This window comes from Hymenobacter metallicola (assembly GCF_004745645.1).
GTDB classification, from domain to species: Bacteria; Bacteroidota; Bacteroidia; order Cytophagales; family Hymenobacteraceae; genus Hymenobacter; species Hymenobacter metallicola.
This window is the reverse complement of the sequence record NZ_SRMB01000006.1, coordinates 138,235-152,414: the sequence shown is the minus strand read 5'-3', so window position 1 is coordinate 152,414 and position 14,180 is coordinate 138,235. Positions and strand designations below refer to the sequence as shown.

General features: G+C 64.4%; 15 protein-coding genes. 11 read left to right on the top strand and 4 right to left on the bottom strand.

What is annotated here, in order from left to right; genetic code table 11:
* From E5K02_RS23360 to E5K02_RS23340, 5 genes are all read left to right on the top strand, one after another.
* A complete protein-coding gene (locus tag E5K02_RS23360; protein WP_135398565.1) occupies window positions 1-1,893 on the top strand; it encodes an efflux RND transporter permease subunit in 1,893 nt (630 codons plus the stop codon).
* A 10-nt stretch (window positions 1,894-1,903) separates the two neighbouring features.
* Window positions 1,904-3,217: a TolC family protein gene (locus E5K02_RS23355; RefSeq protein ID WP_167856561.1), complete on the top strand. Its 1,314-nt coding sequence runs from the start codon at window positions 1,904-1,906 to the stop codon at window positions 3,215-3,217.
* A complete protein-coding gene (locus tag E5K02_RS23350) occupies window positions 3,195-4,643 on the top strand; it encodes an efflux RND transporter periplasmic adaptor subunit (protein ID WP_135398561.1) in 1,449 nt (482 codons plus the stop codon). Before E5K02_RS23355 ends, E5K02_RS23350 begins: the two co-directional genes overlap by 23 nt.
* Entirely contained in the window at window positions 4,636-6,087 is a 1,452-nt protein-coding gene (locus tag E5K02_RS23345) for an efflux RND transporter periplasmic adaptor subunit (protein WP_135398559.1), read from the top strand. The genes E5K02_RS23350 and E5K02_RS23345 overlap by 8 nt, the downstream gene beginning before the upstream one ends.
* An 80-nt stretch (window positions 6,088-6,167) precedes the next feature.
* The gene (locus E5K02_RS23340; protein ID WP_135398557.1) at window positions 6,168-6,425 is read left to right on the top strand and encodes a heavy metal-binding domain-containing protein; all 258 of its coding nucleotides are present in this window, start codon (window positions 6,168-6,170) and stop codon (window positions 6,423-6,425) included.
* A 150-nt stretch (window positions 6,426-6,575) separates the two neighbouring features.
* Here the strand turns inward: E5K02_RS23340 and E5K02_RS23335 are convergent, their stop codons facing one another.
* From E5K02_RS23335 to E5K02_RS23320, 4 genes are read right to left on the bottom strand one after another with little or no spacing between them, the layout of a single operon-like run.
* Window positions 6,576-6,788 (bottom strand): hypothetical protein, encoded by a 213-nt coding sequence (locus E5K02_RS23335; protein WP_135398555.1) that lies wholly within the window; start codon window positions 6,786-6,788, stop codon window positions 6,576-6,578.
* Window positions 6,789-6,825: 37 nt separating this feature from the next.
* Window positions 6,826-7,056 carry a GDCCVxC domain-containing (seleno)protein gene (locus E5K02_RS23330; protein WP_135398553.1) on the bottom strand — a complete coding sequence of 77 codons (231 nt, stop codon included), beginning with the start codon at window positions 7,054-7,056 and terminating at the stop codon, window positions 6,826-6,828.
* Between the two features lie 10 nt (window positions 7,057-7,066).
* On the bottom strand, window positions 7,067-7,690 hold the full coding sequence (gene merTP, locus E5K02_RS23325) for a mercuric transport protein MerTP (protein ID WP_135398551.1): 624 nt from the start codon (window positions 7,688-7,690) through the stop codon (window positions 7,067-7,069).
* Window positions 7,687-8,058 carry an ArsR/SmtB family transcription factor gene (locus tag E5K02_RS23320; RefSeq protein ID WP_135398549.1) on the bottom strand — a complete coding sequence of 124 codons (372 nt, stop codon included), beginning with the start codon at window positions 8,056-8,058 and terminating at the stop codon, window positions 7,687-7,689. The genes merTP and E5K02_RS23320 overlap by 4 nt, the downstream gene beginning before the upstream one ends.
* Before the next feature lie 168 nt (window positions 8,059-8,226).
* Between E5K02_RS23320 and E5K02_RS23315 the strand changes: the two genes are divergently transcribed.
* The 6 genes from E5K02_RS23315 to E5K02_RS23290 all read left to right on the top strand — a co-directional run bounded on the left by E5K02_RS23315 (window position 8,227) and on the right by E5K02_RS23290 (window position 14,178).
* Complete coding sequence (locus tag E5K02_RS23315; protein WP_135398547.1) at window positions 8,227-8,607, top strand: metal-sensing transcriptional repressor; 381 nt, start codon at window positions 8,227-8,229, stop codon at window positions 8,605-8,607.
* Between the two features lie 70 nt (window positions 8,608-8,677).
* A complete protein-coding gene (locus E5K02_RS23310) occupies window positions 8,678-8,968 on the top strand; it encodes a glutaredoxin (RefSeq protein WP_135398545.1) in 291 nt (96 codons plus the stop codon).
* Window positions 8,969-9,080: 112 nt separating this feature from the next.
* The gene (locus E5K02_RS23305; RefSeq protein WP_135398543.1) at window positions 9,081-11,483 is read left to right on the top strand and encodes a heavy metal translocating P-type ATPase; all 2,403 of its coding nucleotides are present in this window, start codon (window positions 9,081-9,083) and stop codon (window positions 11,481-11,483) included.
* 76 nt (window positions 11,484-11,559) lie between these two features.
* The gene (locus tag E5K02_RS23300) at window positions 11,560-11,922 is read left to right on the top strand and encodes a heavy-metal-associated domain-containing protein (protein WP_135398541.1); all 363 of its coding nucleotides are present in this window, start codon (window positions 11,560-11,562) and stop codon (window positions 11,920-11,922) included.
* Entirely contained in the window at window positions 11,919-12,614 is a 696-nt protein-coding gene (locus tag E5K02_RS23295) for a cytochrome c biogenesis CcdA family protein (protein ID WP_135398539.1), read from the top strand. The genes E5K02_RS23300 and E5K02_RS23295 overlap by 4 nt, the downstream gene beginning before the upstream one ends.
* Window positions 12,615-12,999: 385 nt before the next feature.
* Complete coding sequence (locus E5K02_RS23290; protein WP_135398537.1) at window positions 13,000-14,178, top strand: DUF2231 domain-containing protein; 1,179 nt, start codon at window positions 13,000-13,002, stop codon at window positions 14,176-14,178.
* The last annotated feature ends 2 nt before the right edge of the window (window positions 14,179-14,180 follow it).

The following is a 14,180-nucleotide window of genomic DNA, read 5'->3' as shown; positions in this document are numbered from 1 at the left end:
ATGGACAACACCAAACGGCTCGAAATCATCGAGTCCTCCAGCAAGCAGGTGTCGCGGGGCATCTTCTTCTCCACCATCATCATCGTCACCTCTTTCTTTCCGGTGTTCCTGCTCACCGGGCAGGAGGGCAAGCTGTTCCACCCGCTGGCCTGGACCAAGAGCTTCATCCTCATCATCGACGCCATCCTGGCCGTGACGCTGGCCCCGGTGCTCATCTCCTTTTTCCTGAAGGGCAAGTTCAAAACCGAGGACCAGAACCCGCTGAACCGCTTCCTGGAGCGCATCTACTCGCCCATGCTGCACTGGGTGATGCGCTGGCGCAAAACCACGCTGGCCATTAACGTGCTGGCTTTGCTGGTCAGCATTCCGCTGGTGCTGAGTCTGGGCACCGAGTTCATGCCGCCGCTCAACGAGGGCTCCATCCTGTTCATGCCCGTGGCCCAGCCCGACGTGTCGAACACGGAGATGAAGCGCATCCTGCAGGTGCAGGACAAAATCATCAAGCAGGTGCCCGAGGTGCTCAGCGTGCTCGGCAAGGCCGGCCGGGCCAGCTCGGCCACCGACAACTCGCCCATCAACATGATAGAAACCATCATCCTGCTCAAGCCCCGCGAACAGTGGCGCGCGGGCATGACCAAGGCCAAGCTGATTGAGGAGATGAACGGCAAGCTGCAGATTCCGGGCGTGGTCAACGGCTGGACCCAGCCCATTATCAACCGCATCAACATGCTGAGCACCGGCATCCGCACCGACGTGGGCGTGAAGGTGTACGGCCAGAACCTGAGCACCATCAACCAGGTGTCCAACCAGGTGAACGCCGCCCTCAAAGGCGTGCCCGGCGTGGAAGACCTGTACGTGGAGCCCGTGACGGGCGGCAAGTACCTCGAAATCGAAATGAACCGCCCCGAGCTGGCCCGCTACGGCCTCACCGTGGACCAGGTGAACGAGGTAGTGGAGTCGGCCATCGGCGGGGCGCCCATCGCCAGCACCGTGGAGGGCCGGCGCCGCTTCGCCATCAACGTGCGCCTGGCCCAGGACTACCGCAACAGCCTCGCGGACCTCAAGCGCATCCCCATCCAGAGCGCGGGCTTCGGCCCGGTGCCGCTCTCCGCCGTCACCACCATCCGCTACGCCGAGGGCCCGCCGATGATTAGCTCGGAAAACGCCCAGCTCCGGGGCGCGGTGCTCTTCAACGTGCGGGGCCGCGACCTGGGCAGCACCGTGAACGACGCCATGCAGAAGCTGCAAAGCCTGGAGAGCAAGCTGCCCCAGGGCTACTACCTGGAGTGGAGCGGGCAGTACGAGAACCTGATTAGCTCGCAGCGCACGCTCAAGCTGATTCTGCCGCTGGTGCTGGTGGTGATTTTCGGGGCGCTGTACTTCGCCTTTCACTCCGTGCGGGAGGCGTTCATGAGCCTTATCACCATCCCCTTCGCCCTGATTGGCGGGGCCTACATGGTGTATTTCTACGGGGTGAACTTGTCGGTGGCGGTGGCCGTGGGCTTCATCGCCCTGTTCGGGCTGGCCGTGGAAACGGGCGTCATCATGGTCATCTACCTCAACGACGCCATGCAGCGGCTGGTGGCCGAGAAAGGCAACTCCCGGGAAACCATCAGCCCGCAAGACTTGCAGGAGGCTGTGTTTCACGGCGCGGCCAAGCGCCTGCGGCCCAAGCTGATGACCGTGTCGGTGTCGCTCTTCGGGCTGGTGCCGGTGCTCTGGGCCACCGGCACGGGCTCGGACGTGATGCTGCCCATCGTGCTGCCCATGATAGGCGGGGTGTTCACCTCGGCCACCCACATTCTCCTCGTCACGCCGCTCATCTTCCTGTATACCAAGGAGTACGAGCTGCGCAAATTCGGAAAAATCGATGTCCTCGAAGTCTCTCATTAAGCATCATCCCATGAAATACTGGCTTAATCTAATACTAATCGTCTCCCTGCTGGCGGCGGGCCCGCAACGGGCCTTCGGCCAAAAGATGAGCAAGGACATGAATATGGCGGCCCCGGGCGGCCCCGTGCTGCCGCTCGACTCGGTGCTGCAGCGGGTGGAGCGCCGCAACCCGGCCGTGCAGCAGTACGCCTACCAGGCCCGGGCCAAGGAAGCCGCGGTGGCCGGCTACAACAGTTGGGAAGCCCCCAAGGTCAGCGCCGGCCTCTGGATGACGCCCTACAACCAAGCCAAGGCCCGCGAGCTGAGCGGCGCTGGCCCCAACCAGCTGCAGGGCCAGGCCATCGTGTCGGTGGAGCAGATGATTCCCAACCCGGCCAAGCAGCGGGCTCGGCGCGAGTACCTAAGCTCGCAGTCAGCCGCGGTGCTCGCCGACCGCCAGTACCGGGTGGTCCAGCTGCGGGCCCAGGCCAAAACCCTTTATGTGGAGCAGGCCGTGCTCACCAAAAAGCTGGCCGTGCTCGACGAAAACGAGGAGCTGCTGCGCTTCCTCATCAAGCTGGCCGAGGCGCGCTACCCTTACAACCAGGCCACGCTGCCGAGCATTTACGACGCTAAGGCCCGGCTGGAAATGCACCTGAATGACCACCGGCAGGCCGACGCCCTAGCCGCGCAAAACCAAATCATGCTCAACACGCTCATGAACCGGCCCCGCAGCGAAGCCTTCGCAGTGGACACCACAGTGCTGCTGACAGCCAGCACGCTCGCCCTGGCGCCGGCCGATACGGCGGCGCTGGCCGGTCGCCGCAGCGACATCCGCAGCCTGGACCGGGCCCTGACTACCGTGCGCCTGAGCCAAAACCTGGAAGCCAGCCGCCGCCTGCCCGACTTCGGGGTGCAGTTCGACCACATGCCATTTCTGGGCGCGGGGGCCAACCAGTTCACCCTGATGGGCTCCGTGAGTTTGCCGCTGGTGCCGTGGGCCGCGCGCGAGTACCGGGCCAACACCGCCGCCCTGGGCTTCGAGGCCCAGGCCCTGCGCAAGCAGCGCGAGGATGTGCTTAACGAAGCCAGCGGCCGGCTGGCCAGCCTGCAAACCGACCTGACGCTGCGCCGCGAGCAAACCCGCGCCTTTGAGCGCCGCATCCTGCCGGCTTTGCGCCGCAGCTACCAGGCCACCATGCTGGCCTACGAGCAGAACACCGGCCAACTCTTCCAGGTGCTCGAAGCCTGGACCACGCTCAAGCGCACCCGGCTCGAATACCTCGACAACCTGCAACAACAACTCACCCAGCAAATCGCATATGAAAAAGAGCTGGAACAATAGCCCGCGGCGGGCCCGGCTCGTGCTCGTGGCCCTGCCGTTGGCTGTACTGCTAAGCGCCTGCGGGAGCGATAAAAAGCTCTCAGCAGCCACTTCCTCTTCGGAGGAAAGTGTCACCGACGTGCCCAACCACGAAGTCGCCGGGGATGTGTACACCTGCCCCATGCACCCGCAAATCATTCGCGATAAGCCCGGTAAATGCCCCATCTGCGGCATGGACCTCGTGAAAAAGAGTAAGGGCGGCGGCGCTCAGGCCTCGGCCAGCGGCAGTCTGCAGAATTTGCTTAAGTCGCCCGACGCCACGGTGGTTTCCACCCAGGCCACCGTGTACCCCACCGCCGCCGCGCCCGACCTCACGCTGACGCTGACCGGCCGGGTGGAGTACGACACGCGCCGCACCGAAGTCATTGCCGCCCGCTTCGGCGGCCGCATCGAAAAGCTGCTCGTGCGCTACAACTACCAGCCCGTCACCAAGGGCCAGAAGCTGCTGGAGCTCTACAGCCCCGAGCTGGTGACGGCCCAGCAGGAGCTGATTTTTATCCTCACCCAGGACGCGCAAAACACCACCCTGCTGCGCGGCGCCCGCCAGAAGCTGCGCCTGCTGGGCCTCACCGACGCCCAAATAAACCGCACCATCGCCACCCGCAAGCCCGCGTATAGCGTGGCCATCTACAGCCCCTATTCCGGGTACGTGGTGGAGCAGCCCGCCCAGCCCGGAGCGGCCCTTCCACCGCCACCGGCCCCGGCCGGCGGCATGAGCAGCGGCGGGGGTGACCCCATGGGAGGCGGAGCATCCGCCGCCGCCAGCACCCCGGCGGCCGCAACCATGCCGGCCGAAGCTGGCCTGACGCTCACCGAAGGGGGCTACGTGACCACGGGCCAGACCCTGTTTCGGGTGGTCAACACCCGGCAGGTGTGGGGCGTGTTTGAACCCCGGCCCGACGAGCTGACCGCCCTGCAGGTGGGCCAAACCATCCGGGTGCTGCCCGAAAACAACCCGGCGCGGGCCCTAACGGCGCGCATCGATTTGATTGAGCCCTTCTTCCGCGAAGGGGCCCGCACCGGGGCCGTACGGGTGCACCTGAATAATGCCGACGAGCGGCTGCGCAGCGGCGCCCTGCTCACGGGCACCCTGAACGTGCCGGCCACGGGCGGGCTGTGGCTGCCCCGGGCCACGGTGGTGGACCTGGGCAACCGCCAGGTGGCCTTCGTGCGCCGCGGCGAGGCCTTTCAGGCCGTGCCGGTGCAGACTGGGCGACGCAGTGCCGACCGGGTGCAGATTCTGCAGGGCGTCAGCGCGCAGGACGCCGTGGCCACCAACGCCCAGTTTCTGGTGGACAGCGAAGGCTTCGTGCAGACCGCCCGAACCGCCGCAGCTACCCAACCTGCCGCTTCCACCCAAGCTAAAACTGACTACCGCGATGAATAAGCCATTTAACCTGCTCACCCGTTGGAGCCGGGGCCGCTTAATAGCCTTGGCACTGCTGGCGGGCCTGCTCACCTTCGGGGCCGGGGCCTGTCAGAAATCCGCGCCCGAGGACGCCCACGCCCACGACGGCGCCAGCACCTATTACACCTGCCCCATGCACCCGCAAATCGTGCGCGACGAGCCGGGCAAGTGTCCCATCTGCTCCATGGACCTGGTAAAAGCTACCAAGCAGGGGGCGGCCAAACCCGCTACAGCTGTCACGCCGGCAGCCGCACTCACGCACTACACGTGCCCGATGCACCCCCAGATTAGCCGGGACATGCCCGGTAAATGCCCTATCTGCAGCATGGACCTCGTGAAAGCGGCCAAAGCGGCGCCGGCCACGCCGGCCCCCGCTGGCGGGCCAGCTGCCGCGCCGGAAGTCATGTTGAGCGCGCAACAGCAGCAGCTCGCGGGCATCCGCGTGGCCGCGCTGGGTGGCGCCGGCAGCAGCGCTGGAAGCGCCGCAGGCACCACCTTGCTCACGGGCACCATTACGGCCAACGCCAACCAGACCCGCACGGTGAGTAGCCGGGTGGCCGGCCGCGTGGAACGCCTGTTCGTGCGTCAGACCGGGGAATCCATTCAAGCAGGCGCCCCGCTGGTGTCCATCTACAGCGAGCAGCTCCAGGCCCTACAGCAAGAATACGTGCTTAGCTTGGCCCAACAGCGGGCCGGGGGCACAAGTGGTAACCAGTACAGCCGCCTTATAGCCAGTGCCCGCCAAAGGCTGCGGCTGCTGGGCCTGAGTGAGGGCCAGCTGCGCGCCCTGGCCGCCACGGGCCGGCCGACTGCCTCGCTGACGTTTTACAGCCCGCAGGCGGGCCTGGTGCAGGCCGTGGGCGTGACGGAAGGGCAGTACGTGGGCGAGGGCACTCTCCTGGTCTCGCTCACCAACCTGTCTTCGGTCTGGGTGGAAGCCCAACTCTACCCCGAAGAAGTTTCGGGCATCAAGATGGGTCAGTCCGTACAGGTGCAGGTCGCCGGGCTGCCCGATACCTACGCCGGCCGGGTAGTCTTTCTCAGCCCCGAACGGCAGGCCAACAGCAAGGTGACACTGCTGCGAGTACAAGTAACTAACGCCGGCGGATGGCTGCAGCCGGGGATGCAGGCCAACGTGCGCCTGCCCAGTCGGAGCACCACCGCCGCTACCCAATCCCTGACCCTGCCCCAGGACGCGGTGCTGCGCGACAGCCGCGGCAGCTACGTGTGGCAGCAAGTGGATGCTGCCGGCCGCTTCCGCCGCCACAAAGTGAGCACGGGCCCTGAAACCGATGAGCGCGTGACCATAACCGGAGGCCTGAGCGCCGACGCGCAAGTAGTGGTCAGCGGTGCTTACCTGCTGGAAAGCGAGTACCAACTCCGTCAGGGCGCGCAGGACAGCATGAACGGCATGAGCATGTAGCCTGTCACTTTCTAGTACTTACCACCCCGTTGTGGTGCTGCGGTTCAGCGCTCGTTTATTAATCACCCCTATACCAACCCATGAGAAAGCTTCTTTTCCTTGGCCTAGTCCTTACCAGCCTCTCCGCCCTTATCACGTCCTGCTCGGACACCAAACGCACTGCCGAAACAAGCACGGTTACCAGCCCTGCCGCAGCGACCGATAGCGTCGCTACGCCCGGCGGCAACCCCGGCCCGGTCATCGCCGCCGAAACCTACACCTGCCCAATGCACCCCGAAGTCATTGCCAACGAGCCCGGCAAGTGTCCTAAATGCGGCATGGACCTGGTAAAGAAGTAAGGCCCTTGACTCAACAACTTGTGTGTTTTGTTTTTCGTTGCCTGCCTTTTGCCTGCTGAACCAGCACCACCAAAAAAGCGCTTGACTCCCAAAGTCAAGCGCTTTTTCACTAAGTACAAGCTTCTACTGGTCAGCCGCCAGGAAAGGCCCTTATTTCTTGGCTGCTTGCGGAGTAGCCGGAGTGGCGATGGCCGCCGTGGCAAGTTTCTTGGCGCAGCAGCCAGCGCCGGCTTTCTCGTCTTTGGCGCACTGCATCTTGGCTTCGGCGGTGGCCTTCTTAGCCTTTTTGCCGGGCTTGCCGTCGTTGGCGGCAGCGGTGCCGATGGAGGCAAATAATGTCAGGGCAAGGAGTAGGTTTTTCATGAGTTGAGAAGGTAAAATATTGACAGTGAGAGGTTGATTAGCAGCAGCCACAGGCACCTTTGCCCTGCTCCTGGATGGGCGGGCAGGGGACGGAGCCATACGAGCAGTACACGCAACAGTCGCCGGCCAGGGGTTTAAGAACGGTGTGGCAACTTGTGCACTCGTAGAACCACTGGCAGGCGTCGGTGGGCATCTGCTCGGCCTGCGCGTGCTGGCAGACGGGGCAGGTGAGCACGGAGGTAAGGGTGACGGGTTGGGTGGGCGTCATGGGGCGGTGGTTAGCGGGTGGGGTTCTGGACGTGGTAGCCGGTGCTGTTAATGGCGCTCTCGACCTGGGCGGCCCGGGCCTGGGCGCTGTTGTAGCGCACCTGGGCGGTGGCCTGGTCATAGGAAACGGCCACGGACTGCACGCCGGGCACTTGCTGCACGGCACTTTCGACGTGGCGGGCGCAGGCCTCGCAGGTCATGCCTTGGATGCGGTAGGTGCGGGTTTGCCAGATGGGGGCGCCGCCGGGGGCGGTGGCCACGGAAACAGTGGGCTTGGCGGTGGGGTAAAGGGCGGCGCCGTAGTAGGGAAAGACCAGCAGCAGGGCCGCCAAGACCGTAATGGACGCCAAGAAGCCGGTAGACTGCATGAATGAACGTTGGGCAGGCACAGCACAGCAGTCGGCCGCGGCCGGCGCGGGGCGCAGCTGGCGGTACCAAGCAAAGCCGAGCACGGCCACGGTCAGGGCCACCAAATAGAGGCGGTAGGGTTCGAGCCAGGCGAAAGAGCTGGCGGCCCCTCCGAGTCCGCCGACCACGGCCAGCAGCGGGGTGATGCAGCAGAGCGAAGCGGCCAGCGCGGCCAGCAGGCCGGCGCCAAACAACGATTTGGAGGGCTGGGCGGGGGCGTTGTTCATGGGGCCGGTTCGGGTTGGGTAGTAGTCAGGCGAGCCAAAAGCGGCTGCAGCACGGGCAGGTGTTCGGGGCTGAGGGTGTAAAATACCGTCTGACCCACTTTGCGGGCGGTGACCACGCCGCCGTCTTTGAGCTTGCGCAGGTGCTGGGACACGGCCGAAATAGTCATTTGGAGTACGTCGGCCAGGTCGCACACGCACAGCTGCTCATCGGCCAGCAGAAAGAGCATTTGCAGGCGCACTTCGTTGCCGGCCAACGCTAGGACATTGGCCAGTGAGCCAAGCGCGGGGGCGGCCTGGGTCAGGCGCTGTTGGCACTGCTGAATGTGGTCGGTGTCGGCAAAGACCCGAACGCAGGGGGTTGGATTCATCGAGAAGCCTAAAAGCCTACTATTGTATTTAAGCAAATGCTAAAGTACGCAAAAAGGGTTCACTTGTTGGCGGAGGTCAATGACAAACGGGTAACCCTACGACAAAAAAGCAGCGGGCCCTTGACGGACACCCTCGGCGGCTTCGTACTTGCAAAAAAATCAACACCTATGCTGCCCAAAGACCTTACCCGCGACCTGAAAAGCCGCCTCAACATGCTCGCCGGTCAGCTGCAGGGCATCGGCAAGATGCTGGACGCGGAGAATATCGAGCCCGACCAGGTGCTGGTTCAGTTCAAGGCCGTGACCAACGGATTGAGCAGTGCCGAACACCTGCTGCTGGACGAGGTATTTCGTAAGGGCCTAGCGCTGCAAATTGTGGACGTGGTAGGGGCCTGCCCCGGCGACTGCCAGGACGCGGGGCGCATTGAGGAGCTGCGGCGGCAGTTTCCGAATCTGACGGAAAGCGAGTTGACGCAGAAAATGCAGGAGCTGCGCGAGATTGGCGGGCGGCTGGAACAGCACAATGCGGGGCTTGGGAAAAAAAGATGAAAATAAGTCTTGACCGACACCCAGGGGGTGAGTGGAGCTTTGTCTCACTGTATACGCTAACCCCTTCCCCATGAAACGCATTATCGAAGTATTCACCGCCGGCTGCCCCTTGTGCAGCCCCGTGGTGGAGCTGGTAAAAAGTACCGCTTGCCCCAGCTGCGACATCATCACGCACAACCTGGCCGGCACCGAAGCGGGCAACCCCGCCCTGCGCCGGGCCCGCCTGCTGGGCGTGCAAACCTTGCCCGCGGTGTCCGTGAACGGTGCGCTGCTGGCCTGCTGCCAGGGCGGCGGCATCACCAAAGAAGCGCTGGAGGCCGCCGGCATTGGCCAGGCCGTGCCCGCCACCGAGCCCGCTTAATCATTCCCCTTCCTGCTTACCCCGGCCTGTCCGCGCGGTTTCCGCGTCGGCACTGGGTCCACTCTGGACGCCTGCCCCTGCACGGGGTGGGCAGTCCTAAAGTTCTTGAATTATGGCCACTGAAATGGTGCAAATGAAAGTCTCGGGGCTCATGTGCTCGTTCTGCACGATGAGCGTCGAGTCGGCCCTGAAGCGCAACCCCGGCGTGAACAGCGTCATGGTGAACCTCGTGCACGGCATCGTGCTGGTCGAGGCTGATACGGCGCAGATGAGCCGGGAAGAGCTGGCCGTAGCGGTGGAAAAGCTGGGCTACACGGTCTCGGCGACCGAAACGCAGCAGTACAAAAACGACGAGGACCTGTTTGAAGTCATCAAGCAGCGCGGCACCATCGGCATGGTGCTCTCGGCCATTGACCTGCTGGTGGACCCCTTGAACCTCTTCGGCCTGCCGGCGCAGACCCGCGGCTATTTCAGTTTGGCGGTGGCGCTGGTGGTGCTGTTCTGGGTGGGCTACCCGATTCTGCGCAAGACGCTCATGGCCCTGGGCCAGCGGGTCATCAACGCCAACGTGCTGCTCTCGGCCGGGGCCTGGGGCTCGTTCATCATCGGCAGCCTGTCGCTCACGGATGCGCGCTGGCCCAACTTCCTGCCCGTGGCCGCCTGGCTGATGTCGCTGCACCTGTTCTTCGCTTACTTCAAGCTCGACACCCGCAAAAAGGCCTCCGAGGCCGTGCGTAAGCTGCTGAGCCTGCAGCCGCCGCGGGCCCGGGTGCGGCGCGGCGACCAGGCCGTGGACGTGCTCACCAGCGACGTGGCGGTGGGCGAACTCGTGGAAGTGCGCCCCGGCGAGCGGCTGCCCCTGGACGGCGAAGTCGTCTCGGGCCAGGCCAGCGTGGACGAGTCGAGCTTTACCGGCGAGTCGGTGCCGGCCACCAAGGAAGCCGGGTCCAAGGTCATCGGTGGCACGCTGAACCTGGACGGGGCGCTGCAGGTGCGCGTGACCAAGGTGGGGCTGGATTCCTTCCTTAACCAGGTGGTGCGGCTCATGAGCCAGATTGCCGAGCGCAAGCCCCCGGTGGAGCTGCTGGCCGACAAGCTCATGAACTACTACGGCCCCGTGGTTTTCATTGTGGCGGGCCTGGCCTTTGTGGCCTGGGCCTTAATTACCGGCGACTATAACAAGGCCACCCTGGCGCTGGTCACAACCATCATCATGGGCTACCCTTGTGCCCTGGGCATCACCACGCCCATGCTCGCGGCCATTGCCGGCGGCAAGGGCATTTCCATCGGCCTGCTGGTGAAAGCCAGCGAGGTGTTCTACGGCCTGTCCATTGTCGACACGCTGGTGTTTGACAAGACCGGCACGCTGACCTACGGCCGGCCCACGGTGACCGACGTGGAGGTCATCAACGGTGAGCGCATGGACGCGCTGGCGCTGCTAGCCGCCGTGGAACGGCAGAGCGAACACCCGCTGGGGCAGGCCATCGGCTTCTTCGCCAAGAAAGAAGGCGCGGCGGAGCTGGCCACCGAGAATTTCCGCGCTACGCCGGGCAAGGGCGTGTCGGCTCTGGTCAGCGGCGGGGAGGTGCTGGCCGGCAAGCCTGGCTTTATCCAGGAGCGTGGCGTAACGTTTAGTGCCGCCGTGCAGAGCCGCATTTCGGCGTTGGACGCGGCCGGCAAAACCGTGGTGGTGCTGGCCCGGGGCAGCGAGGTGCTGGCCCTGGTGGCGCTGCAGGACACGCCCCGCCGGGGCGCGGAGCACGTCATGGCCCGCTTGGCGCAGAAAAACATCCGCACTGTCATGCTCACCGGCGACGCCAACGGCGCGGCGCAGGCCATCGGCCGGGCGCTGGGCATCGACGAGATTCATGCGCAGCTGCTGCCGGCCGACAAGGTGGCCATCATTGAGCAGCTGCAGGGACAAGGCCGCAAGGTGGCCATGGTGGGCGACGGCATTAACGATGCCCCCGCCCTGGCGCAGGCCGAGGTGGGCATTGCCATCGGCGCGGGCACCGACGTGGCCATTGAATCGGCCGGCGTCATCCTCATCGGCGACCGGCTGGACGACGTGGTCAACGCCCTCGTGCTGGGCAAGGCCAGCTACCGCACCATGACCGGCAACGTGCTGGTGGCCGTGCTGTTCAACGTGGTGGGCATGAGCCTGGCCGCCCTCGGTTACATCACCCCTGTGCTGGCCATTGCGGTCATGATATTCAGCATTTTTGCCATCCTGCTCAATACCCTGCGCATCCGCTCGATTAAACTGGACCGGGGCACGGAAGTGGTGCCCGAGGCCAGCACGCTGGCCCAGGTGGAGTTCAGCGTGCCCAACATGGTCTGCGAGGGCTGCGCCGGGGCCATCAGCGCCAAGCTCACCAAGCTGCCCGGCGTGCAGGAAGTAAAGCCCAAGGTGGCGCAGAAGCAGGTGTACGTGCAGTACCAGCCCGGCCAAGTCAAACAGCAGCAGCTGATGGACGCGCTGGCCGAGTCCGGCTTTACGGCCGTGGAGGTTTGAAGCGGGCCGGCATACGCCTACCAGCTTCCGGACGGACGCTTTTCATCGGTTCTTTAACAAATTATTCTCCCCTTCCATGTTCGCACTTACTGTTTCCAAATCGGCCCTGTTGGGCACCCTGATTACCCTGAGCCTGGCTACGACGGCCTGCGGCCAGCAGTCCCCTAAGCAGACCACCCCAGCCGCGACGTCCGCTCAGCTCGTGGGCTTCACCACCGCTACGCTGCCCATCGAAGGCATGTCCTGCGGCTCGTGCGTCTCCAACGTCAAACAAACTCTGAAAGGCCTCTACGGCATCTCGACGGTCGCCGTGAGCCTGGAGCAGCGTACGGCCACGGTGGCCTACGACCCCCAAAAGGTGAAGCCGGAGCAGATTCAAGCAGCGGTCAATGCCAAGGGCTATAAGGCCGGCGCGCTGACCACCGTCACCGGCAAATGAGCTTAGAGGATTTCCTGCACCAATCGGCCGCGTCGCTGGCCGGGGGCCTGGGGTTTTCGGCCCTGCTGGCCGTGGTGGCCGGCGTGGTGGCCTGCAGCGTGTGCCCGTGCTCGCTGCCCGTGGGCCTGGGGCTGGCGGGCCTGGTGAGCACCAACTCGGAAACGGCCAGCAAGCGCAGCGGGCTGCCCGTGGCGGTGGCCTTCTTTTTGGGCATCGTGGTGAGTTTGACGGTACTCGGGGCCGTAGCCGGCCGGTTGGGCGTCATCCTGACCGAGTCCTTCGGGCGGTACTGGGCCCTGGCCATGGCGGGCATTTCGCTGCTGGCCACCGTGGTGGCGTTCTACGGGCCCTACCTGAAGCCCCACCAGCTGCAGACCCTGCGTAAGCCGGGGCTGAGCGGCACGTTCGTGTACGGCTTCATCTTCAGCCTGGGCACCTCCGCCGCGCCGCTGCTGCTGCTGCTGGCCGTGGCGGCGGGGCAGGCCAGCGTGGGGCGGGGGCTGCTGCTGGCCCTGGCCTTTGGCATCGGGCGGGGCCTGCCGTTTCTGCTGGCCGGCGTGTTTGCCAAGTCGCTCACGGCGCTGGCGCAGTCGACCCGCTGGCGACGCGGCATCCAGCTGGTGAGCGGCATCGCCCTGCTGTTTGTGAGCGGCTACTACGTGCGGGTGTTCGTCAACCTGCTCGACGGCTAAGCAACCGGCCCCGTGAGGTGAATCTATAGCTGGGTGCGCCTAGCTGTCGCGCCCCCGGCAGGCTAGTCTTTCCAAGCAAACGCCTGGCCTTGCAGCCGGGCGATTTTCGTTTCAGGCTACACCACTGCTGCCCGAAGCCGACCGAAGCCGACTGGGCGAGCATATGTGGCGGTCGCCATGCTTGAAATTATGCAACTGCGCAAGCCTGGACACGCAAACATTAGGGCAACCCACCCACGTATGGCAGCCTAAGGAAAAGCAACGACCATTTGGTTAGGCTTGATGGTTTTCGCTCCTTTCCCTCGTCCATCGGGAAATGCCCCGGCGCTGCTGCTTGCGGTGAGCCGGGGTTTTTCCGTGTACCAGCCTTATCTAATTCGGCTCTATGTTTTCAGATTTCCCCAATCTGCACCCCCTGGTGGTGCACTTACCCATCGTCCTTATCATGCTGGCCGCGGCGTTGCAAGCGCTGCTGGTATTCAAGGACTGGCCCCAGGTGCGCTGGATTGCGCTGGCGGTAATGGCCGGGGGCTTTGCCGGGGCGGTGGCGGCCAGCACGGTGTTTCATGCCCTGCCTCTGGGCTTGTCGCCCCGGGCCGCGGCGGTATTCGCCGCCCACGAACAGTTTGCCAGCTACACCACTTGGCTCTCGGGCATCACGCTGCTACTGGCCGGCATCGGGTTTTACTTTAAGGTGCAGCGCCGGGCCTACGAAGTACTGGTGCTGGTAGCGGCGGTAGCGGCGGCCGGCGCGCTTTCCGTGGCCGGGCACCGGGGCGCGCAGCTGGTGTACGTGGAGGGCGTGGGCCCCAAGGGCAACCTGCTCGATAAAAGCCACGGCCACGGCGGAGAGGAAGAAATGTCTGATATGGATATGCCTACTTCGGGGGCGGATGCCCACAACGAGGAGCCCGGCACGACGTCGGATAACGCCCAACCCGGAATGGAGGGCATGAACATGGACCCCAAGGCCGCTCAGCCAGGCCAGCGCAACCAATCCATGGAACCGATGGACGGCATGACGATGCCCAATCAACCGCGGGGCGGCCAATCGCAGCCGGCACGAACACGTAGCGCCGCACGGCCGGGGGCCATGGCGGATATGCCGGGGATGAACACGCCCGGCATGAGCACTTTGCGCTCTTCTGCCCAAGGGCCCAGCCGTAAAGGGCAGCCCACTCAAATGGACATGGGCAGCATGCCGGGCATGGATATGGGGCCCACCCGCCCGAAAAACACGTCCCGGAATCAGCCTGCCATGGGCAATATGGGCACGATGAAGGGCATGGAAAACATGCCCGGCATGCTGCCCTCCGGCGGCCAAAAGCCTGCCACGACCCGTCAAGCAACAAGCGACATGTCGGGAATGCCAGGCGTGAAAAAGGGCGATTCCATGCCCGCCATGGGCGATATGAAGGGCATGGACATGAAAGGGAAGGATGGCAAGGCAATGGATATGAAGGGCACCGGAACGATGCCCGGCATGACCATGCCCAGCCCGATGGACAAGTACCGCTTCGAGGACAACAACCCGGCGCGCACCCAACCTAAACGCGATAACTAAGT

Coding starts and splice junctions, on each gene's coding strand:
- E5K02_RS23360 (WP_135398565.1), top strand. CDS start 1: ATGGACAACACCAAACGGCTCGAAATCATCGAGTCCTCCAGCAAGCAG.
- E5K02_RS23355 (WP_167856561.1), top strand. CDS start 1,904: ATGAAATACTGGCTTAATCTAATACTAATCGTCTCCCTGCTGGCGGCG.
- E5K02_RS23350 (WP_135398561.1), top strand. CDS start 3,195: ATGAAAAAGAGCTGGAACAATAGCCCGCGGCGGGCCCGGCTCGTGCTC.
- E5K02_RS23345 (WP_135398559.1), top strand. CDS start 4,636: ATGAATAAGCCATTTAACCTGCTCACCCGTTGGAGCCGGGGCCGCTTA.
- E5K02_RS23340 (WP_135398557.1), top strand. CDS start 6,168: ATGAGAAAGCTTCTTTTCCTTGGCCTAGTCCTTACCAGCCTCTCCGCC.
- E5K02_RS23335 (WP_135398555.1), bottom strand. CDS start 6,788: ATGAAAAACCTACTCCTTGCCCTGACATTATTTGCCTCCATCGGCACC.
- E5K02_RS23330 (WP_135398553.1), bottom strand. CDS start 7,056: ATGACGCCCACCCAACCCGTCACCCTTACCTCCGTGCTCACCTGCCCC.
- merTP (WP_135398551.1), bottom strand. CDS start 7,690: ATGAACAACGCCCCCGCCCAGCCCTCCAAATCGTTGTTTGGCGCCGGC.
- E5K02_RS23320 (WP_135398549.1), bottom strand. CDS start 8,058: ATGAATCCAACCCCCTGCGTTCGGGTCTTTGCCGACACCGACCACATT.
- E5K02_RS23315 (WP_135398547.1), top strand. CDS start 8,227: ATGCTGCCCAAAGACCTTACCCGCGACCTGAAAAGCCGCCTCAACATG.
- E5K02_RS23310 (WP_135398545.1), top strand. CDS start 8,678: ATGAAACGCATTATCGAAGTATTCACCGCCGGCTGCCCCTTGTGCAGC.
- E5K02_RS23305 (WP_135398543.1), top strand. CDS start 9,081: ATGGCCACTGAAATGGTGCAAATGAAAGTCTCGGGGCTCATGTGCTCG.
- E5K02_RS23300 (WP_135398541.1), top strand. CDS start 11,560: ATGTTCGCACTTACTGTTTCCAAATCGGCCCTGTTGGGCACCCTGATT.
- E5K02_RS23295 (WP_135398539.1), top strand. CDS start 11,919: ATGAGCTTAGAGGATTTCCTGCACCAATCGGCCGCGTCGCTGGCCGGG.
- E5K02_RS23290 (WP_135398537.1), top strand. CDS start 13,000: ATGTTTTCAGATTTCCCCAATCTGCACCCCCTGGTGGTGCACTTACCC.